19 protein-coding genes and 1 pseudogene are annotated in these 19,631 nt (G+C 58.5%); 11 read left to right on the top strand and 9 right to left on the bottom strand.

Going from position 1 to position 19,631, the window contains the following annotated elements; genetic code table 11:
* Positions 1-111 precede the first annotated feature (111 nt).
* Complete coding sequence (gene nagA, locus JQ574_RS00195; RefSeq protein ID WP_212214873.1) at positions 112-1,293, top strand: N-acetylglucosamine-6-phosphate deacetylase; 1,182 nt, start codon at positions 112-114, stop codon at positions 1,291-1,293.
* A complete protein-coding gene (locus JQ574_RS00190) occupies positions 1,294-2,496 on the top strand; it encodes an aspartate kinase (protein ID WP_212214876.1) in 1,203 nt (400 codons plus the stop codon).
* A 1,940-nt stretch (positions 2,497-4,436) separates the two neighbouring features.
* On the opposite strand, the gene JQ574_RS00185 is transcribed toward JQ574_RS00190, so the two are convergent.
* Positions 4,437-4,607, bottom strand: a complete 171-nt coding sequence (locus tag JQ574_RS00185) for a hypothetical protein (RefSeq protein ID WP_212214879.1) — start codon at positions 4,605-4,607, stop codon at positions 4,437-4,439.
* A 1,637-nt stretch (positions 4,608-6,244) separates the two neighbouring features.
* On the bottom strand, positions 6,245-6,754 hold the full coding sequence (locus tag JQ574_RS00180) for a hypothetical protein (protein WP_212214882.1): 510 nt from the start codon (positions 6,752-6,754) through the stop codon (positions 6,245-6,247).
* A 532-nt stretch (positions 6,755-7,286) separates the two neighbouring features.
* On the opposite strand from JQ574_RS00180, the gene JQ574_RS00175 reads away from it, so the two are divergent.
* From JQ574_RS00175 to JQ574_RS00160, 4 genes are all read left to right on the top strand, one after another.
* Positions 7,287-7,781: a DUF1236 domain-containing protein gene (locus JQ574_RS00175; RefSeq protein ID WP_249118998.1), complete on the top strand. Its 495-nt coding sequence runs from the start codon at positions 7,287-7,289 to the stop codon at positions 7,779-7,781.
* A 320-nt stretch (positions 7,782-8,101) separates the two neighbouring features.
* A complete protein-coding gene (locus tag JQ574_RS00170) occupies positions 8,102-8,446 on the top strand; it encodes a hypothetical protein (protein ID WP_312014599.1) in 345 nt (114 codons plus the stop codon).
* Between the two features lie 277 nt (positions 8,447-8,723).
* Positions 8,724-10,361 carry a peptidoglycan-binding protein gene (locus JQ574_RS00165; RefSeq protein ID WP_212214888.1) on the top strand — a complete coding sequence of 546 codons (1,638 nt, stop codon included), beginning with the start codon at positions 8,724-8,726 and terminating at the stop codon, positions 10,359-10,361.
* A gap of 363 nt (positions 10,362-10,724) precedes the next feature.
* Positions 10,725-11,645 carry an NAD(P)/FAD-dependent oxidoreductase gene (locus JQ574_RS00160; protein ID WP_212214890.1) on the top strand — a complete coding sequence of 307 codons (921 nt, stop codon included), beginning with the start codon at positions 10,725-10,727 and terminating at the stop codon, positions 11,643-11,645.
* A 6-nt stretch (positions 11,646-11,651) separates the two neighbouring features.
* On the opposite strand, the gene JQ574_RS00155 is transcribed toward JQ574_RS00160, so the two are convergent.
* The 3 genes and pseudogenes from JQ574_RS00155 to JQ574_RS00145 form a co-directional block, all read right to left on the bottom strand.
* A complete protein-coding gene (locus JQ574_RS00155; RefSeq protein ID WP_212214893.1) occupies positions 11,652-11,909 on the bottom strand; it encodes a hypothetical protein in 258 nt (85 codons plus the stop codon).
* Complete coding sequence (locus tag JQ574_RS00150) at positions 11,909-12,229, bottom strand: hypothetical protein (protein ID WP_212214896.1); 321 nt, start codon at positions 12,227-12,229, stop codon at positions 11,909-11,911. The genes JQ574_RS00155 and JQ574_RS00150 overlap by 1 nt, the downstream gene beginning before the upstream one ends.
* Positions 12,226-12,863, bottom strand: a pseudogene (locus JQ574_RS00145) (cysteine hydrolase family protein). The gene JQ574_RS00150 and the pseudogene JQ574_RS00145 overlap by 4 nt, the downstream one beginning before the upstream one ends.
* A 194-nt stretch (positions 12,864-13,057) precedes the next feature.
* Between JQ574_RS00145 and JQ574_RS00140 the strand changes: the two are divergent.
* The 5 genes from JQ574_RS00140 to JQ574_RS00120 all read left to right on the top strand — a co-directional run bounded on the left by JQ574_RS00140 (position 13,058) and on the right by JQ574_RS00120 (position 15,835).
* Positions 13,058-13,321, top strand: coding sequence for a hypothetical protein (locus JQ574_RS00140; protein ID WP_212383146.1), 264 nt, complete (start codon positions 13,058-13,060; stop codon positions 13,319-13,321).
* A complete protein-coding gene (locus JQ574_RS00135) occupies positions 13,308-13,910 on the top strand; it encodes an alpha-ketoglutarate-dependent dioxygenase AlkB (RefSeq protein ID WP_312014598.1) in 603 nt (200 codons plus the stop codon). Before JQ574_RS00140 ends, JQ574_RS00135 begins: the two co-directional genes overlap by 14 nt.
* A complete protein-coding gene (gene ligD, locus JQ574_RS00130) occupies positions 13,907-14,911 on the top strand; it encodes a non-homologous end-joining DNA ligase (RefSeq protein ID WP_212214906.1) in 1,005 nt (334 codons plus the stop codon). The genes JQ574_RS00135 and ligD overlap by 4 nt, the downstream gene beginning before the upstream one ends.
* On the top strand, positions 14,901-15,272 hold the full coding sequence (locus JQ574_RS00125) for a hypothetical protein (RefSeq protein WP_212214909.1): 372 nt from the start codon (positions 14,901-14,903) through the stop codon (positions 15,270-15,272). Before ligD ends, JQ574_RS00125 begins: the two co-directional genes overlap by 11 nt.
* A 173-nt stretch (positions 15,273-15,445) precedes the next feature.
* The gene (locus JQ574_RS00120; protein ID WP_212214910.1) at positions 15,446-15,835 is read left to right on the top strand and encodes a hypothetical protein; all 390 of its coding nucleotides are present in this window, start codon (positions 15,446-15,448) and stop codon (positions 15,833-15,835) included.
* A gap of 1,672 nt (positions 15,836-17,507) precedes the next feature.
* On the opposite strand, the gene JQ574_RS00115 is transcribed toward JQ574_RS00120, so the two are convergent.
* The 4 genes from JQ574_RS00115 to JQ574_RS00100 all read right to left on the bottom strand — a co-directional run bounded on the left by JQ574_RS00115 (position 17,508) and on the right by JQ574_RS00100 (position 18,919).
* Positions 17,508-17,771 (bottom strand): hypothetical protein, encoded by a 264-nt coding sequence (locus JQ574_RS00115; protein WP_212295479.1) that lies wholly within the window; start codon positions 17,769-17,771, stop codon positions 17,508-17,510.
* Positions 17,768-17,998, bottom strand: coding sequence for a hypothetical protein (locus JQ574_RS00110; RefSeq protein ID WP_212215180.1), 231 nt, complete (start codon positions 17,996-17,998; stop codon positions 17,768-17,770). Before JQ574_RS00110 ends, JQ574_RS00115 begins: the two co-directional genes overlap by 4 nt.
* A 33-nt stretch (positions 17,999-18,031) precedes the next feature.
* The gene (locus JQ574_RS00105; RefSeq protein ID WP_212215179.1) at positions 18,032-18,268 is read right to left on the bottom strand and encodes a hypothetical protein; all 237 of its coding nucleotides are present in this window, start codon (positions 18,266-18,268) and stop codon (positions 18,032-18,034) included.
* Between the two features lie 330 nt (positions 18,269-18,598).
* Positions 18,599-18,919, bottom strand: a complete 321-nt coding sequence (locus tag JQ574_RS00100) for a VanZ family protein (RefSeq protein ID WP_212215177.1) — start codon at positions 18,917-18,919, stop codon at positions 18,599-18,601.
* Positions 18,920-19,631: the final 712 nt, after the last annotated feature.

Genomic DNA, 19,631 nt, shown 5'->3' with positions numbered 1-19,631 from the left:
GAAGGTTAACACCAAGGTTTCGCTCCGGGTCCCTCCCAAAGACCCCTAGTGAACATATGAGTCTTGTACTCGCCCCACGAGTTCGTGACTGCCACTCTCGGATCAACACTAATGGGCCAGGTTAGTTCTTCCTCTCTCACGATTGCCGCGCAGCACATCTTTGATGGTGCCGACATGCGCGGGCCGGGGTCGGTCAGGATCTCGCAGGGGCGGATTGAAAGCATCGCCTTCGGCCAGGTGGAGGCGCACGCCACCATCCACGCTCCCGCAGACGCGATCCTCGCACCCGGCTTCATCGACATTCAGGTCAACGGAGGCGGGGGCGTTCTTCTCAACGATCAACCAACGGAGGCTGGCGTTCGACGCATCGTTGACGCGCACCGCAAGGAGGGCACCACGGGCTGCTTGCCGACCCTCATCACCGATCGCAGCGAGGTCATCGAGCGATTGGCTGCAGTCGCCCAGGCTTGTCTGAAGGTTCCCGGCGTTCTCGGCTTTCATCTGGAAGGACCGGCCCTCAACAGGACTCGCAAGGGCATTCATCCGGAAGCCGAGATACGGGTGCCCGATCGGCGCGATCTCGCCGCGATCAAAAGTTTTGGAGGCCGCGGCCGCTCCGTCGTGACCTTGGCCCCGGAATGCGTGCCTGCATCCATGATCGATGAACTGATCGGCGCCGGATTGCGTATCGCGGCCGGCCACAGCGACGCCACCGCAGCCGAAATCGGGCAGGCGGTCGATCACGGTCTCTCGGGGGTGACCCATCTGTTCAATGCCATGTCGCAGTTGAACGCCCGGGAGCCGGGCTTGGTGGGCGCTGCGCTTGACGATGACCGGCTGTTTGCAGGGATCATCTGCGACGGTATCCACGTTGACCGCGCCGGTTTGCGTGTTGCCTTCCGCTGCAAGGGACGCGATCGATTGATGCTGGTCACCGATGCCATGTCACTGGCGGGCACGAACGACCGGCAATTCATGCTGCAAGGAACGCCGATCACGTTGCACGAAAATCGCGTGACTGGCCCCGATGGTACACTCGCGGGCGCTCACCTCACCATGATCGAGGCGGTGCGCAACGCTGTTGCGCTGCTCGGAATCTCCCTTGTCGATGCCCTCATCATGGCCTCTCGGACGCCCGCGACATTTCTAGGTCTTGAGTCTGAGCTTGGACGAATCGCGCCCGGATACCGTGCGGACCTTGTCGCCTTCAGTCCGAACTTTGAAGTCGTCGGTACATGGATAGGTGGCGTCGGTTCGATGTCCGAGCCGAGCGAGACTTCTCACCGAGGTTAGATGCGCAATCATCCCATCATCGTGCAAAAATATGGCGGTGTCTGCCTTGAAACACCGGCGAAAATTCGCGCGGTTGCGCGCAGTCTCGCCGACCTCCATGGCCGTGGTCATCGTGTCGTGGCGATCGTCTCGGCCATGGGCAAGACCACCGACCAATTGATTGATATGGCTTATCAGGTAAGCCCGACTCCCAATCGACGCGAACTCGACATGCTGCTAACGACCGGTGAGCGCATCAGCATGTCTCTGATGAGCATGGCGCTTTCCGACCTCGGCGTGCCCGCGATCAGCTTCACCGGCAGCCAGGCCGGTGTGATGACCGACGGCTCCCATTCCTCCGCACGCATTGTGGATGTACGGCCCATTCGCGTGCGTGAGGAACTTGATCGTGGACGCGTCGTGGTGCTGGCAGGATTTCAGGGCGTGAACCCGGCGACCAGGGAAATCACCACCCTCGGCCGGGGCGGCAGTGACACGACGGCCGTTGCGATGGCCGCTGCGCTGAAGGCCGAACGCTGTGAAATCATCAAAGATGTCGACGGAATTTGTTCGGCCGATCCGCGCATCGTGCCGGAAGCAAAGCCCCTGCGGCAAGTGGACTTCGCATGCCTGTCCGAAATGTGTTTCTGGGGTGCAAAGATCCTGCATTTTCGCAGCCTGGAGCTGGCGCAAAGTCAGGATGTGCCTCTGGTTCTGAAGCAGTGGGGCGGCACTGAAAATAGCACTCAAGTAATGAAAGAGGTTACAGGCATGGAAGACGGAAAGATTCTGGCCGTTAACTCGATGGCTCGCATTGAGCACGTGGAGATCGATTCCCAAGATCTCCATCACGGTTTCGATAAATTCGCGCAGCATCTCAAGCGGAATGGCCTGTCCTGGCCGCAGCTCCTGGCCGCGAACTTCGCGGTTGGAAAAACCATCATGACCATGGCCTGTGATACAGAGTGGCTCGACGCCCTGTTGCTCACGCTGGAGGGAAATAAGGATCTGCGCCAGCAGCGCGAAGCCTCAAGTTCGGTGAGTCTCACGTGCTCCGGCGGCGTTTCGTCGGAATTGCCTTTCAAGGCGTTGCAGGTCCTCGGACTTCACGGGATTGTGCCCGACAAGTACGTGTTGTCGCCGCACTCTGTCAGTCTGCTTGTGCCTGTGGAGAACCGGGAGGCCGCGGTGAAGGCGTTGCATTCCCTTGTCCAGCAAACATAGGTTTGAGAAGCAGGGTCTGTTTATTGTTAGCTTCTAAGTCGGTAACGAGAATCACCGTGGCACAACGCAGACGCAACGCTGAGATTTGCGATGTTAGTGGTGAGAGCAGACGTGGTTCTGAGTGCTGTGATATAAGTTCTTCGCTCTCCCAACTTCATATCGAAGCGAACAATCGTTTTGATCCACTGAGCCTCTCGCGGCCCTCACAGGCTTGAGGTCTGTTAAGGGCTGGGGCGGACATCGACAGTAGCCGACTACGTCCGCTACGACGATTCGATTGGTTCTCACACCGACCGATTACACAAAGACGATCGAGTTGGTAACCGTGACTGATGCCTGCGCCACGGCTATTGCTTACCAACGTGCGGCCGGAGTCTGTCGAGAATGAGGAGATGCAAGAACTAGGGCCTGCAGCCGTCGATCTTCTAAGGAATGAGATAGCAGAAAGGGTCGGTCGACTAGGGCGGCGACCTGCACTCTTTTTGTGGACCCGGCGAGCGCAATGCTAATGAGAGAATACGCGTTCAACGAGTCCCGATACGCATCTAGATGCGGCCACGCTCACTTGCTTCGGGAGTTCCACCCGGTGACTTAAAGTCTCCGGATCTGCCGATTGTTGATGCCGGCCCATTCTTGGCCTCTATCCGAAAATTTTCGTTCAAAGCAAAGAATCCAGACAATACCGCAATGACCAAGCCGGCCAGCATTAGCAGTACTCTTCGCCGGGTCATCGACGGCCCCTGCACTGTTCCCGGTAACGGCGGCAGTTTCCTTCGCCCCGTTCACCCAGCTTGTCCTTATTGAGACAAGCCGCTTTCAATTCGCCGCACACGTCCCGGGCGACTGGTCTTTGGCAGGTTTCACGATAGGTGCGACAATTACCTTCCCCACGCTCGCCTAGCCTATCTTTGTTTTCACAAGCTTGGCGTAATTGCTCACATTGCCCGCCGCCTCGTCGGGCTCGACCATCGTCCACTCGTACCCCGCCTGGTTCAATTTCAATGGACCGCGAAAAGCCGGCGATTGGGAAAAAGAGAGCAGCCGCAGCTGTTATGCTCAATACGTTGCGCATAAGAAGGCCCTCGCTCTGAGAAAGCTTCCCAGGTTCAGGTGCCAATCCTTTCTGTCAGCTCATGCGATGCCGAGCGAGCAGTGCCGAGCTTTCGAATAATTCTATTTAGAATGTCCTGGATGGCCGATTGTTCCCGACTGGGCAAAATCTATGTGACGGCCGTGAATGCAGAACGACCGTGTAAACGGCATTGTGGAGGCTACTGGAGGCACAGATTGCCGTCTCTTCCCACTCAACAGTCGTCTTAAGTTCCGAACACGAAACTCGCGGAGCCCAGTTCAGATATTCTAATCACTTCCTCGCCGCAGTTTACCCCCTAAATCTCCACATCTAGCCTCTATCCGAGCGCCATTTCCCAAACGGATGGATTTAATGCGATCTCGCCACCGCTTTGCTTGCCGCCTTTATTTTTACCGTCGATTTTAATCAGGAACGTTTCGACGCCCAGAAGTGGGCTGGATCGCTTGTTGAAATTTCCACCGTTCCAAACATAGACCCAAACAAGATTGAAACCGACAACAAGGGTGTAGCAGTTTCGACCAGGTCGACGTCTTCTGACTCTGCTTCGCCGCTTTATGCCGTGCCTGTTCTAGACGAGACATGGGATCGCACCAACAAATGAAAGAGGCCACCATCTGAGGCGGCCCCTCAATCCCGGTTTGCGGAACCGGCATTATCGCATGTGCAGGCTTATCGATGGCTTCGACATTACCGGCTGGTGCACGGCGTCCACAGACGGCCGCCCAAGCCTTGCAAGTACTTTTCGGCGGCATCGATTGCCATACTAAGCATACTACCACCGCTGACGACATCGAGTTCGTTGATGCTCAACTCAGAGGCTTGGTCATGTCTCTCTCCTGCCGTTCCATTATTTATGAACGGGGTCAGTCGGGCGGTCGGTCGAACGGCGAAGGTCGCCGGGCCCTCCAAAGAGGCCACGAAGCCAGCTGATAATGCCCCCGGCGCTGATCGTCTCCAGTTCGGCATCCGTCAACGCGTCGATTTCCGAGTACGAAATTTCGTCTTTTGAATTGATCATTGCAGTTCTCCTGTTTGCTGGGGAGGGCATCCCTCAATCCGTGGTCGGAGAGTACCCGGGCTCCGTTGCACCGACTGTGCTGAACGTCACACAGACATCACACTTCAAATGAGGCCACTGCATTTCAAACTGGGCGCTTGGGCGGAGTTACCGTGATGCCGGCCTCGTGACATGCGAGGATCTGGCTGCTGAAGTAGCCGATCGGCAACCGCCTCGAGCGTCTCGGTCTCGAGAACGGCCTTAGCTTTGCATGGCCGTATTAGCCAGTTGAGCCCGATCTGAGCCGCTGTTCGTTCCTCATGCGTCACAATCCACGGCGACATGCATACTGTAGCCGACGACGCCGGAACCAAGGCCACTCGTCGCCATCGATCGACTGTCGGGATCGGCAGAGAGATTTGCTAGTCGGGCGCCGCGAGCATCTGCTTCTCATAGACGGCAATGATCAGGAGCGAGCCGGCCCAATAGCCACATGACCTCGACCTTGCGGCCGCCTCGCGCTCGAGCCGCCTGCTCTACTGCACCCGGTAAACAGTTGATGGCGGTCTAGGCATACGCTCTCTCACCTTCTTTCGCGACCAAACTATTGAGAGGAGAGGAACTGAGCCGCGCCAAATTGTTTTTTTTCTTATCGCCGTTCTGTTTGTTATCTTGCCGCCGGCTGACGCGGCATGACGGCGCGGCCCTCGGTCGTGCACTCGCTCATCAGCTTCCTTGTCCCCGAAGGAAATTCTAACCGAACGGGTGGCCGTCGCGTCCGCGCGTGCGCAGAAGCGACATTCCAACGGGCTGCGGCCTGCATTGGAGAAACCACCGAGACGAAGCCCAAGCCTCACTCCCCCAACAAGCAGCACGCTCTCATCGCAAGTACGGATCCTTCCGGGCGCGTCTCCGGTCAGTTGGTGGAACAAACCTTGACCGTCTTCAGCCGGTCTCGGCTTCCGTGCGCGACTTGTAGACGGTGCCGGAAGGGCTGACGATGGTCGTCTGACTTTTTTGTCGACGATCGTGCACTTGTTTGTCTTCACGTCTTGAGCGATGTAGAATTCGTCTGCCGCCAAGGCGGGAGTAGCGAATGCGCAATGATACCCGCCGCCGCAATCAATCTTTCATGAGTTTCCCTAAACGAAAGCCGGCGTTTTCGCCGGCGCGAGGCAACGGGAAATTCGGCATTCGTTTCTCGTCGGGGAACCTTGCCGGTCGCGTAGATCCGGTTCACGCCGCGGCATCGAAGGCCGCCGATTTCTTGCTCGCCTTCTGCCGCCCGCGCTCGATTCCGTCTTTGAGGCAACGACGAGGCCGCGCTATGCCGCACGCCGGTGGGGCCCTACAGCTCCATTCACGATTGCCTGAAACCTCCAGGAGTTTGGGTTTGAAAAGCTGGCGAGACGCCGGCTTCAATTTTCGGAGTTCCGGGTCTTCCTTGACGCTGCCGGGGTTAGAATTTACGGCAATCTTGAGTATGAGCGTCGACCTTAGGTCCTGAACAACTGAGCGTTGCAGCAACGTCCTCGGCCCAGAGCTCCCTCATTATCCGCTCCGCGTAGCGGAGCTCTCCAACAGAGGGCCCAGCGCGTCGCCAAGGCTCCGGCCCTATCGTTAACCGAGAACCTTGACCGACCAGCGAAACGCGGCGTCTAGTTGCCGAAGGACCCTCCACTTTGTCGGTGTTCATCACCACCAAATGCCAGTATGGGCGCGTCCTGGCGTACAGCCTGTTCTATCTGTTGCTGGCGTTTAGCTCTTTCTGCCTGCCACCTTGCTTTGCGTTCGGCATATCGCTTGCGACGTTCCCGCTGTTCCGCTTCAGCCATTCTGATTTCCATCTTCTGGACCTGCTTTTCGGCGGGCGGCTGGGCTTCCTTCACCGGCTGTATCTGTGGCAGTGTTGACGGTTGCGGCCCAACAGCAATCTGTCGCGGTGGCTGCGGCGCAGCAGCAATCTCTTGCGGCGGCTGCGCTGCCTCAGCAGTGGAGGGCAAGACTACTCGAGCTGGTGATGGAGGTTCCGCTGAAACTCGGTTCTGATACCCACTCGATTCCGTTAGCGCTGATTTGGCCATCATAAGCCCGCCGCCAAAGCCTGCGCTGAGGATGATGAAAGTGGTTCCCATCCCTGCGAAGAAAATACCCGCGTTAGATGCCATGGCGGCGTCTCCAGTGATAAATAATGAACTCAGGAATATCCGGATATGTTCCAGTCGGGAAAAACTGGTAACGGCCTCTATTTGAATAAGGGCGTGTGAGGTCGCATTCCTGGTTCATGAGGGGAGGCTGCGACGCGAGCGTCGGTGGGAAGCGCTGCGATCGCTACAGGGCGAGAAGGCGATCGGGCACTGAACCTTTAGACAAGGTGGGCCCGAGGCCGGCATGAGCTGCGTTGGGTTCCGTTGGACCAGGGGCCTCGTATTGGCGGAGATACTGCTGCGCCATCCGCCTTGCGGTGAACCTCTTCTCGAAATGCCTACGCACCTGACACCGATCGAGCTCGGAAAGCCTTCCAATCGCCTGGATGGCTCTGCTTCCCCGATACGACAAAGCCGGTGATGCCGTCGTCGACGGCCTCCGGTGAGCCGGGCATCGACCAGCCACGCTACCTCGCGCGCTTTTTCCATTTTTTCCGTTGTCAATAATCCCGAAAGCGGCCGGAAGTTGCCTCGCCTGATGGCGTCCTAGAGAATGAATTCGATGAACGCCTGTTCATCCCGGCGCGATTTCGGTGGCGCTCAACCACACGGGCAGGCGAGCTTGCCCGTGAGCCCAAAGCGCTCCGACCGGGAACAAGTGGCAACGGCCGCAGTTTTGCAACTTGTCGCATTCAGCGGCTGGAGAAAATCGATGAGAAAATTGATCTTGGCGGCTGCGGCCGTCGCTTTGCTGTCGACCGGCGCAACGGCGCAGACCACGGTTACCACTGGCGCCTCGCGCGCCGCAGTTCAGATCGAGCCGGAGGCTCGTACCAGGATCAAGAGCTATGTGACTAAACACAAGCTTCGTCCGGTTGCGGTTAAGGAGCGCATCGCCGTCGGCGCAACCGTGCCGAACGATGTCGAGCTGGTGGCGGTGCCGTCCGACTGGGGGCCGTCGCTCACGAAGTATCGATATGTCTATTCGAGCAACCGCGTTCTGCTGGTGGATCCTGGCAGCCGCGCGGTAGTGCAGGAAATCGACTGACGTAAGCTTGCTGCCTGCGTTAGCAGGCAGCCATTTCCCAAGATCGCAAGCGATTCGCGATTAGAGGGCAGCAGTGGCCGTCGTCATGACACGCGTTGTGCGGGCGGTCGCAAGGACGAAGTGTGTTAGGCTCGTATCTTTGTCGTCGGTATGGAAAGGCGAGCTGCACGGCCGTTCATCAATTAAAATTCGGATGCCGCTCGGCTTCGCGCGGAACCCAAGCCGTCCTACCGGTTGAATGTTCCAAGAAAACAGGAAGGATTCGACCATGAAGAAAGCTGCATTGGCGCTAGCTGCGGCTTGTCACCATTGGCGTCACTGTGGCGTCGCCGTCACCAGCTGAAGCACGGTGGCGTGGTGGCTGGGGGCCGGGTATCGCTGGCGGCCTCATTGGTGCAGCCATCATCGGTGGCTTAGCTTCTAGTTCCTACGCCTATGGGCCAGGCGATGGATACTACGGCTATCCATACGCCAGGGGCTACGCGCCGGCCTATTACGACGGCTATGGCTACGGTCCTTATCCGTGGGGCGGCTACACAACCGCCTATTACGGCGGGTACGCGCCGGCCTATTACGGCTATCGCTACCGCCGCGTTGTTCGACCGGCATTCGCCTTCTACGGCGGCGCCTATCCCCGGCGTATGTACCATCGCCACCACTGGTGAACAGGCTCGTGCCGCCCGGCTGGCGCGCGATAGCTGGCGCCGAGCCTTTGGTTCTGGCCCGCTAAAAGCGATGATTTAACCTGGAACCGTGGTGTCATGGTCATGAGGCATCACATAGGTGCGTCGCGGCATGAAGTTTCAAAGCCTGTCACCGACGGAACGATCGCATCACCACCCGGTTTCTTCGGACACTCTCGCTTCTGGAAGCACGTCGGTCTGTCCGACACTTCATTCTCTTCGGTTGAAGAGCAAGCGAGCAACTCACGAGGAGGAGCAGATGACGAACAGAATGAAGAGCAGGTTTCTGATTACAACGGCGGCGTTGCTCGCCGGCGCAAGCCTTGCGTCCGCGCAAGGTCCGATTGGCGGGGCGGGCGGCGGCGCTGGCAGCGAAAAGGGAATATCGCAGAGCGCACCCGGCGCTTCGCGCAGTGAAGGCATGACGCAGGGCCGTGCGACGGAATCCCGGGAAGATGGCCGGGCCGAAGGTCCCGCTGCACGCGAGGCCGAATCCGGCCGCGCGCAACGCGATGAGCCTGGTATGCGTGACCGCGGTCGAGCCGAGGGCCCGCGCGACAGCAGCAACAAGGGTCAAGCCGTGGGTCAGGGACGATCTGATCGCGATGATGCGCGGCACTCGCAGGAGTCCAGCAAGGAACAGCGCGACACCAGCAAGGATCGGGCACAGCAGCAAGGTCAGAAGGACCAAACGGTGGGTCAAGGACGATCCGACCGCGACGATGCGCGGCGATCGGAGGATCGGACCCGCGACACGGGCAATGCCGATAGCAAGCAGGCCCAGCAGCCGTCTCGTCAAAACCAGAGCGGATCGGGTCAGAACGCCCAGGATCAGAATTCCAGCTCGGGCACTGGCCAGAATGTGACGCAAGGTCAAACGAACCCGCCTGCGCCGGGCCAGGCCGCTGCGCCCCAGCAGGGCCAGACAGCGCCTGCGCAAGGCCAAGCCGCAGCGCCTGGGCAGGGCCAGACCACGGCCGCCGGCCAGACGCAAACCCGCACCAACTTGACCGCGCAGCAGCAAACAACGCTACAGCAGTCGGTGCTTCAGGCGAGCAACGCCCCGCGCGTTAACGCGAACTCCATCAACTTCCAGGTCCACACCGGCGTGGCGCTGCCTTCCAGCATCTCGGTCGTATCGGTCTCGACCTATCCGGCGCTGATCGATGTGTTCCCTGCGTACCGCGACTACAGCTTCTTCGTCGTGGAAGATGAAGTCGTGTTCGTCGACCGTGACCGGCGCATTGTTGACGTGGTCCCCGCCGGCCCGCGGACGCGTTTTAGCCGCGGCGGAGGCGGTCAAGGCAGCAGTGCTAGTGTCGCCGCGGTCGACCTTCCGCCCGACGACATCCGGGTCGTGCAACGGGTGTTGATCGAGCGTGGCCTTCTGCGCGGCGAAGCGGACGGCATCCTGGGTACGCAGACCCGCGATGCCATCAGCGTGTTCCAGCGGCAGCAGGGCATTCAGGTGACTGGCAGCGTCGACGCCACCACAGTGTCATCGCTTGGCGTGTCCGGCCGGCTGAGCCAGCAGGCGAACCAGAGCATTGGCCAGTCTCAGTCGTCGACGACAGGCGCTCAGACGTCAACGAGCGGTCAGGGACAGGCCGGCACTAGCGAGGCTCAGAGCGGCCAGCAGCAGCCGAGCCAGCAGAACGCGGCAGGCCCCAACCAGAACCCTGGCCAGGCGGCGACTACACCTCAGCAGAACCAGCCGCCAACGACGACGGGCCAGAGCACCGTTCCAAATCAGCCGAACACGACGGGACAGGCTGCTGCTCCGCAGACGCAGAGCGGAAATCAGCCGACGGTGAACCAGAACTCGCCGTCGCAGTCAATGCAGGGGCCCGGTTCGTCACCGAGTCAGCCGGCACAGAGCGGCACGCCCAGCAGATAAATCGCAGATGAGTTAACGCCTTCGGGAGCTCCGCAATCGGCGGGGCTCCTTCTCTATCGGAAGGAAACTCTGTCAGCAGGTGCCGCGGCTCGCTGTCCGTGCTGTTGTTAATGACGCCTGCAGCGTTGCATCGTCTTGCCTATCACGGAGAAGATGATACCCGTTTTTCGAGATCGGGTCGAGGCTTGTAGTCGTTGCGGCGCTGCCGCTGGCTCTTGGTATTTCCGCCGACATCGCCGTCGTGCTTTACAAAATCACTGAGAGAAGCGACCTTTCCCTCCTGGGTGCGGGCGTGGCAGCAGTAGTCTTCGTAGTAGCTTGGTACCTGTACCTCTGTTGGCGCGAAAATGAGCAAACCCGGCAATGAAAAGGCTGTTGATGCAATTTGATGTTCTCATCGTCGGCGGTGGACCCGCGGGATTAAGTGCCGCGCTCATCCTGGGAAGGTGCCACCGGAAAGCGCTGCTCTGCGATGAGGGCCGCCAGCGGAATCTGAGCTCGCACGCCATCCACGGCCTAGTTGGACGGGAAGGGCGGTCGCCGTCAGATTTCCTTGACGAGGCGCTGGACGAGCTCTCACGCTATAAATCCGTCGAGGTACGCGGGACACGGGTCACCGATATCGTTCCTGCCGACGAGGCCTTTAAATTCGTATGCGCGGACGGGACGCATGGCACGGCCTCGAAAGTCCTTCTTGCGAGCGGGCTCGTTGACGAACTCCCGGAAGTTGCCGGGCTCGAACCCCTCTACGGGGTTTCGGTACATCACTGTCTCTACTGCGACGGTTTCGAATATGCTGGGAAGCAGGTAGCTGCCTACGGCAGGGGCGATAAGGGCGCCGAGCTTGCCATCATGATGAAGCACTGGATGCCCGATGTGGTGGCCTGCAGCGATGGTACCGAGGTCAGTGCGAAAGTGGTCCGGAAGCTCGAAGAATACAAGATTCCGCTGCGATCGGAGCCAATCCGCTACCTTGAAGGCGCGGACGGGGAGCTTGCCAAGATAGTATTTGAGAGCGGGCCTGAGCTCCGCCGCGCCGGTTTATTTTTTTCGACTGGCTGCCGTCAAGCGTCTGACCTGTCCGAAAGTCTCGGGTGCGCGCGTAATGAAAAAGGAGGCGTCGTCATCGATCCGGACACCGAAGAAAGCAGCGTCCCCGGTGTCTATGTTGCAGGTGATGTGTCCCGCGACGTCCTCCTCGTCGCGGTCGCCATAGCGGAAGGCGCTCAGGCCGCCGTTGCGATCAACAAGGCGTTCCTGAGGCGTGACGGATTTAGCGAATAGCATGCCCTAGCTGTTCGCTTCTTTCTCCGCCTTGGGAAACCAGCGCCAGACCCCTATGATGTTGATCACAAGGAGGATCACGTTCTGGACTACGAGTGATGCTTTGGTCTCCAGCCAGCCGTCGACCATCCAGGCGATGGATGCAACGATGAAAATCAGGAAACCGGCGACGGTGACGCGTGCGTTCAGATTTGCCGCCACGAGGGATGCGGCCAAAACCGTTGTCACTGCCGCGAAGGTTCTCAGGATCATAAGCTCATCCATCACAGCCGCCTGATTTCTTGGGCGCGGATGATAATCTCTTCCTGCGAGAGCTCGCGCTGCAGCCTTTCGCGCAGGGTCTGCCAGTAGCTACTATCGATTTCTTCCACCATGACTTCGACAACAGCAATGCTGTCCTTCTCTGTCCCGCCGCCGCTCTGCCACAGGCCCTGTCCCGGCGCCCGCAGAAAGCTGGTCGCGCCGCCGAACCTGTCCGTCAGCTCTTTGAGGAAGCAGTCGAACCAGTGCTGACCGACCGGCTGCCCCTTGCCGGTCTCTTTTGGGAGCAGGATCTCCACGAGGTGAGAGTTGCCGGCGCTCACGACGCCCTGCGCTGCCGCACGCCTCCGGGCCAGTTATCCAGCAGCGTTTGCGTCGTCACGGTTTCGACCTGTTCGCCGAAACGGTTCATGTAGACATTCATCATCGCATCGTGGGTTTCGTCCGCCGAGCTGCAAAGCGCGTCGGTGACGAGGATGACGCGGAACCCCCAGTCGATCGCGCCCAGCATGGTCGCCAGCACGCACACGTCGGTTTCGCCGCCGGTGATGATGACGGTATCGATCCCCGCGCCCCCAGCTGCTGGTGCAGGTCGGTGCCGGTCCAGGGAGAATACACATGTTTGTCGAAGGTGCGGGCCGGGGGCACGTAGTTGGCGAGATCGGGGACCAAGCCGATCATCTCCGGACCCAGCTGGTCTATGGTCATAGAGTGCCACCTTTCATAGTAATGACGCCACATGCCGACGCCCTGACCGGAACTACGCGCCGGGATGAAGCGGGTGAAGATCGTTTTCTCAGGATGGGTGGAAGTGATCGACAGGATGTTGGGCAGGACCCGCTCCAGCCACGGCATTCTCCACTCGGTGCTTTCGGCAAACATCCTCTGCATGTCCACGCAGAGATGAACCGCCGTCTCCCCGGGCGCGCCGTAGCGCAACTCATCATTCTTCGGCATGGCTATCTTCCTGAAAGCCAGCTCCAACGACGGACGGTCGACATGGTTCCTGTTGGGCGAAGGGCTGCAAGGGTACGCAACCCGGCAAGCCCTGCGGCCAATGAGCGGTCGCGACGCATGCGGGGGCGCGCTGGCTGGAACTCCTGTTATGCGGCTGGTGTTGAGTATCGACCAGACAGTCCAGGGAGACGAAAATGGCGAAACGGGCAACGACCAAGAAGGCAGCGAAGAAGAAATCGTCAGCGAAACGCGAATTGATTTCGCCGCGCGGGGACAAGCGCTACATCCGGCGCGACGCCGTGGGCCGGATCAAAGAAAGCGATGATGTGAGCCGCTCGCTGTCACAGGACGGCCGCCGGAAGGCGAAGAAGGCCGCCAAGCCCGGACGGGGCGACCGCGGGGACCGGAAGCCCGTCTCGAGAGCTCCGGCTCGAAAGAAGACACGTGCCAAACGCTAGTCCCAGTCTAGATCTTTTCGGAGACGACGCTCTTCCTGAGGGTTTCAGATATCAGCCTGATTTCATGAACCGCGAGGAAGAGCAGTCTCTTTTAAGGCATATTGTGCCTCTTCCCTTTCGCGAGTTCGAGTTTCAAGGTTTCACCGGGAAGCGCCGGGTCTTTTCGTTCGGCTGGCGATACGACTTCAACGGTGGCGGCCTGTCACCAGTTGTGGCCATGCCGGAGTTTCTGTCCGGTATCCGCGCGCGGGCGGAAAACTTCGCGGAAATCCCGCCCGGCACGCTCCATCAGGTCCTTATTACCGAATATACGCCCGGCGCTGCCCTCGGCTGGCACACGGACCGCTCGGTGTTCGGGGATGTCGTCGGCATATCGCTTCAGTCCGCCTGCACCTTCCGGCTGCGCCTGAAGACAGGCCATCGCTGGCTGGGCCGCAACCTCACGGTAGAGCCGCGGTCTATTTATCTCCTGCGGGGGCCTGCACGATCCGTGTGGGAGCACAGCATTCCCGGCGTTGAGAGGCTGCGCTATTCAATTACCTTCCGAAATGTTCTCGAAGTAGGCCCGCCCGAAGGGGCGCAGGCATGACCAGGACTTCCTCGTTACCCAAGCGGCTCCAGCCCATGCTCGCCACCCTCACCGATAGTCCGTTCGACGATGCCGGGTGGGTATTCGAGGACAAGTATGATGGTTTCCGCATGGTCGCGAAGATAGAAGGCGGCAAGGTTACTCTCTACAGCCGCAACGGCAAGATCATCAACCACAGCTACATAGAAGTAGCCAAAGCGCTCGAAGGCGTAAAAGGCGATGCGGTGATTGACGGTGAACTCGTCGCCTTGGACGAAAACGGCGTGTCGCACTTTCAACTGCTGCAGAATGCGCTCCGTCACGATGCGAAGCTGCAGTATTGCGCATTCGACCTTATGTTTCACGATGAAGAAGATTTGCGCGGGCTTATGCTGATCGAACGCAAGAAGCGCCTTAAGGAAATCCTGCCGCGTCACAAACTCATCGCGTTCAGTCGTCACCGCAAAAAAGATGGCACGAAGTTCTTTGACGAAGCGGAACGCAAGGGCCTTGAAGGCATCATGGCTAAGCGCTCAGACAGCAAATATCTGTCGGGCGCCCGCACCGACAATTGGCTGAAGGTCAAGACTTCGAAGCGGCAGGAAGTGGTCATCGTAGGATTCACAGCACCCAAGCGGACGCGTCCGTACTTTGGAGCGCTTGCCCTAGCGGTGCGCGAGCAGAACGGCTGGCGCTATATCGGTCATGTCGGCACGGGCTTTTCTCACACTACCCTGGAGCAGCTGTACAGCAAGCTCATCAAGCTCAAAGCCTCGAAATCCCCCTTTTCTGCGAAAGTGAAGGATGAAGCCGTCACGACGTGGGTCAAACCGTCGCTGGTGGCTGAGGTAAAATTCACTGAGTGGACGACAAAAGGAGAAATGCGCCATCCCGTATATCTAGGGCTCAGGGCCGACAAACGCGCGGAAGACGTTACCCGCGAGCGCGAGATATCGCGCGCCACGCGCCAGGCGCGTTCGGCGAGCAATGGGGCTCGCGGCGGGTTTTCAGATGGCGGATGATCCACACTTTCCGCGTGGCGGCCCGACCATCGCTTTGACCTGTCACCGCCCTGTGCAGCGAACACCCGAAGTTGTTCTACACAGCCAGGGCTGGAAGGTCTCTCAATCCATTCGGCAAAAGGGTGCGTCAGTTCGCCATCTTGGAACCGTCGACATCGCCGCTAGCCTGAATGAGCTGGTGGGGACGGAAACGGCCTTGGCGCTTCACGCCCGTCTGGGGCCGTTTCTCTTTGCGCCGCAATCGCACATGCTGGAAAGCAGCATTCAAATGCTGCCCTATTGCCCGCCAATCAACGTGATCATTGCGAATACGCTCGCGGCGAACAGCGCCACCGAGCCTAATACGAGTATGGTGTCGTAGGTTTTGTCCTCGTCCACCAATGCAGGTCTCTCAAGCTTCTCGATCCTGTTCCACGTATGGCCCAACCATGAGGCAAAGAGCGGACATAGCGGTTACTATTCCGGATTACGTAATTCTACGAGCGTTCGAAAATCGGCACTGCGGGGCATCTTTGAATCAATCGAGAACCGACGATGTTCATTGTGCGGGGCAAGAGCGACCTGGTGGGCGACACCGAGTTGGTCCGGGACACGCCCGCGGACGCCATCGAGACGGCAAACGATTTGCTTGCTCAAGGATGCGTTCAGGTAACCATCGAGGCCGATGGCCGCGTCTATACGATGGCAGAGTTCGCGATCGACCCAGGGATTAGATGTCCAGCCGGTGGTCATAAAAATAGCCCGGCTCAAGGCCGGGCTATTGGACGCAAAAGTATCAACTCGGGATCTGCAATGCCCGAAGAATATTTTTTTGGCCGAGATCCTGTCAATTCGTTAGCCCACACTGCGCTTTCACAAAATCGGGAACTAGTGGCAATGATCTGCATTGGTGGCTCGTGTGATAGGAACGGACAAACCACTTGAGCCGGCCTCGGCGCGTTTGCCCCTAGACCGCCGGGGCCGTTCTTTTGGACCTGACGTTTTTAAAGCCAAGCGCATCAACCCTGCCCATTGCGGCAAGGCACCCTCGCTTCAATTCGATGGGACGAGGAGATACCGGAAATGACAGTCAACGAACGAAAGGCGACACTGCCGGAACGAGCGTGCTGAAGAAGGCGGACCCAACTGAAGACGAAGCCTCGGCGGCCCACCGCATGGATCGAACTCGACAAAAAGAGCGGCGAGTTCATGGTCGTCATGAAGCAAGCGAGGAAGACGAAGGCGGGGGTGTGGCAGAGACGAAGACATTACCCTTCCAAATTGAGGACATAGGATGGACCAAATCGGATGGCGAAGTTTCTGACGTCATGCTCCGACTTGTCGGTGCAGGATATGGAATGGGCCCCAGTCACGCCCCGGCTGGGGCCTCTTCGTTTGGCAACGGCTTCGCTACGATGCCATGGACAGACACTCAACGTGCCTCTCACGGTAATCCCGTCGATCGTTTGCTGGTCAGTTATGCGCCTGGCCACGTCGATCTGTTGTCACTGACTGCGAATGAACACAGTCTACCAACGTTGGTTCGTGCACCTAGCGCTGAAACGGGGGGTAATCCCTTAGGCTGGAACGTCGCGACCTTGCGCGCCTCTTGCCATAGCTCTATCGCGTGCCCGTCCACCAGTTGTTGGGCGCGGCGCTTGGCTTCCTCGTCATTGTCGCAATGGACCACGACGCGTTTCCGGATATGACCGTCCTCGCCAATAATATAGGCGTAATATCCCCCAAGGCTTAGCGATTACTTCGGGGGCTTGAGACGGGTCGACCTCCGCTGGTCCTGACAGCTGATCTGGAAAGGTGATACGGCGTCGCTGCATGGTGTGCTCCTCCATTTTTTGAGAAGGGCCGGAGCGCACGCCGGGCGATCTCATCACCGATGGTAGTCACGGGCGTTCGGTGACCGTTCCATTGTCCGGCAGCGGACTTCTGGATTCCAGCGGTATATTTCGTTCCTCCACGGGAACTACTTCAGAAACGCCAAATAAGTCAAATGAGTAAGTGACCCTGTGGGGCTTGCGCCCAGGTGACATGCACCTGGGTCGTAAGGAGTCTTCTCCCGCCGCCATGTTGTAGCTTTTCAGAATCGTCTTTCCGGAACCGGACAGAAGGTTGGACAGTTATGTCGGCACCGCACGGTCAGTGGCTTATATCGGTGATGAGAACGCCGGTCGCGCTCCCGCCTTCCATCAGGAATGGAGCAGCGCCCATGCAACGATGCCGTATCCTACATGATACCCCACTGAACCAGCGCTTAATCCAAGAGGCGCAACGCTTGCGGCAGCAGGCTGAAGGCACCCGTCAAAGTTTCGAACGGGAGCTGCTGCTCCGCAAAGCCCGGCAGGCTGAGGCAGCCGCTCACATGCAGGAATGGCTATCATCACCGGGCTTACAGCCGCCTAGATAAGCGGCCAGTTGCTTCGACCATGATCAACATGACCGACCTTCAGGTAGGGCACCGCGTCGCGCGGGAGGATTCCGGCGAGATCGGTACCATTGTCGAAGCAAATGGTGAAATGGGATAGTGGCCGGACCAGCTAGTACCGCCGCAAAAAATCGGCCAAAATTGAGGTGGTGGAAGAGTGAAGTCGCCCCAGACGCATCAGGCGAATAGCTCGGCGCCGGCTGGCGTAAACTTCACGTAGGTGCAGCTCTCATGCAGCAATAGCCAGCCGCGCTTGACAGCTAGATCAAGGCCGGCCTTGTACTCGGTCGGGCTGGCGCCTTCCTTGAACAGCATCGGTCCGTTGATCTTCTCGATGTGGATGCGGCCGTCCTGGATCGCCTCGACCGTGTTGGCGATCTCCAGAAGCTTGCGCGCGGCGGCTTCCGGATCGGCATAGGATCGATCAGTGCTAAACTTCATGCGTGCTGCGAATCCATATGTGCATCCTGAACGTGATGGTCGGTTACCGCTATCTCGACCGCGGCGCCACAGAAATACCGCGCCTGTCCACTGGTTGATTGCGTCGGCAGCTGGAGGCCGGCTTGCTGCATAGCGTATTCCTGCTGATACGACGAGCCGGAACCCTTCGGCTTGTCAGACTTCGGTTTCTTTGTTTGCTTGGATGGCTTGTCTTTACCCTTGGCCATTAGTTCGCTCCTTGTTCGACCGTGAATTTGTGATTACCGCTTTGACTTCTTCCCTGCCTTCTTGCGCGTTTTTTTAGAACGTCTCTTCGTTGATTTTTTGATAGTTTTCTTAGCCTTCTTGTTCGAAGCTGTTGCACGCTTAACGGCGGAGCTTTTAGCTTTTTTCTTAGCCTTAGTCTTTGCTATCTCGCGCTCGGTCATGGGTACGTTAGATTCGGTAGATGCTTCGACGAACTCTTTGAATTTATCCATAAGAGATTTCTTGGCCACGATTATTCTCTCCCTTGCTGAACCGGATGTTTAATTTAGAATTACGATGGCTGGGCGGCAGCCAGCAGTTGTGAAGGGCCAGCGACGAGCAAACTGACCTATGGCCCGTTGGCATTTTTACTGTGTGTGGGCTTTTTGGTTTGAGTGAAAAGGTGCGAAAGAATGAGCCGGTTTCAACAATCGGCAATCCGGAGACTTTAAGTCACCGGGTGGAACTCCAGAGGCAAGCGAGCGTAGCCGTATTTACAATGCGAGATACAGTTCGTCTCGCTCTGGTGACAACTGTTTGATTCCGTCCTCGGCTGAGTGTGTCATCGACAAAAACGAGCGCTACGCTTTCGGCTTGAACGCCAGCTTCCCCAGAGCGAAACAGGCGACGCCCGCGCTGGCCCCGATGACCTTCATCATTCCATCAATGATGCGGGGGTCACGCCCAGGACGCAGAAATTGAAGCGTTTCAGAACCAATCGCTAATACGATCGATACGAGCAAAACGATCGGAAGATGCTTGGGGAATGCGAAGGCTAAGAGGAAGCTCAGCATCGCGAAAGCAATCAATCGATCGAAACCAGGGTAGGGGGAAAAATGTGGTCTGTGAGCGGCAAGCGTGAACCATAGGATAAACAGGCCACAGATTGCTCCGAGAAGCATCGCTAATCGTCCCAAAGTCACCCCAACCGTCGTCGTTTGGCCAGCGTTAGGGTATCCGTTAGCAAGTTCGTCACTCCCTTCCAGGGCGTACAAGAAAACACTTGCGGCAGAAAACCGGACTTACGCATCGAACAAACTACGCAATATAACGGGGTTCAAGCGGACCGCGCTCATTGTTTCCAGACAAACGAAAAGACGAGTAAATCTCCGGCCCAAAGGCCGGGCTATTAGACGCAATAGTATCAACCTGGATTGGCAATGCAAAAGCTATTTTCTCGACTGAGATCCTGTCAGTCCGTTAGTCGACATTGCGCGAAAAAATCGGGAACAAGTGGCAACGACCGGCGTTTGAGTATCGTGCCTTTTAGGATTACCAAGAGGCAACACAAGGCACCTTCCCCGACCTCGGTGGTGAATGAGCCCGGCGAGGTGACGGCGTCCGCTAACGCCCGAAAGCGGTTCGACCAAACGCTTGGTCTGCCAAATGTTCAGGTTAGCCAGGCGTTGCCGTCGGCTTCTTCGGCGCCGGACGTTGGCCGGCAATTCGGGCTTTAGCGCAGGCGAGCAGCTGGTCGAGGACCATCTCGTCGACGTCATCGTACCAGATGTGCCACGTCTCGCTGGGGGCCTCAGGATCGCGTCGACGCGCAGCCTGGGAGAATGCTCGTCCATCAGGAAAACGCATCCTTCGCCCGCAGCATGGCGGGAGAGG

The sequence above is a fragment of the Bradyrhizobium sp. AUGA SZCCT0158 genome (assembly GCF_018130065.1).
In the GTDB taxonomy this organism is placed as follows: Bacteria; Pseudomonadota; Alphaproteobacteria; order Rhizobiales; family Xanthobacteraceae; genus Bradyrhizobium.
Note: the sequence above shows the minus strand (reverse complement) of the source record. Positions and strands in the feature narration are given on the sequence as shown.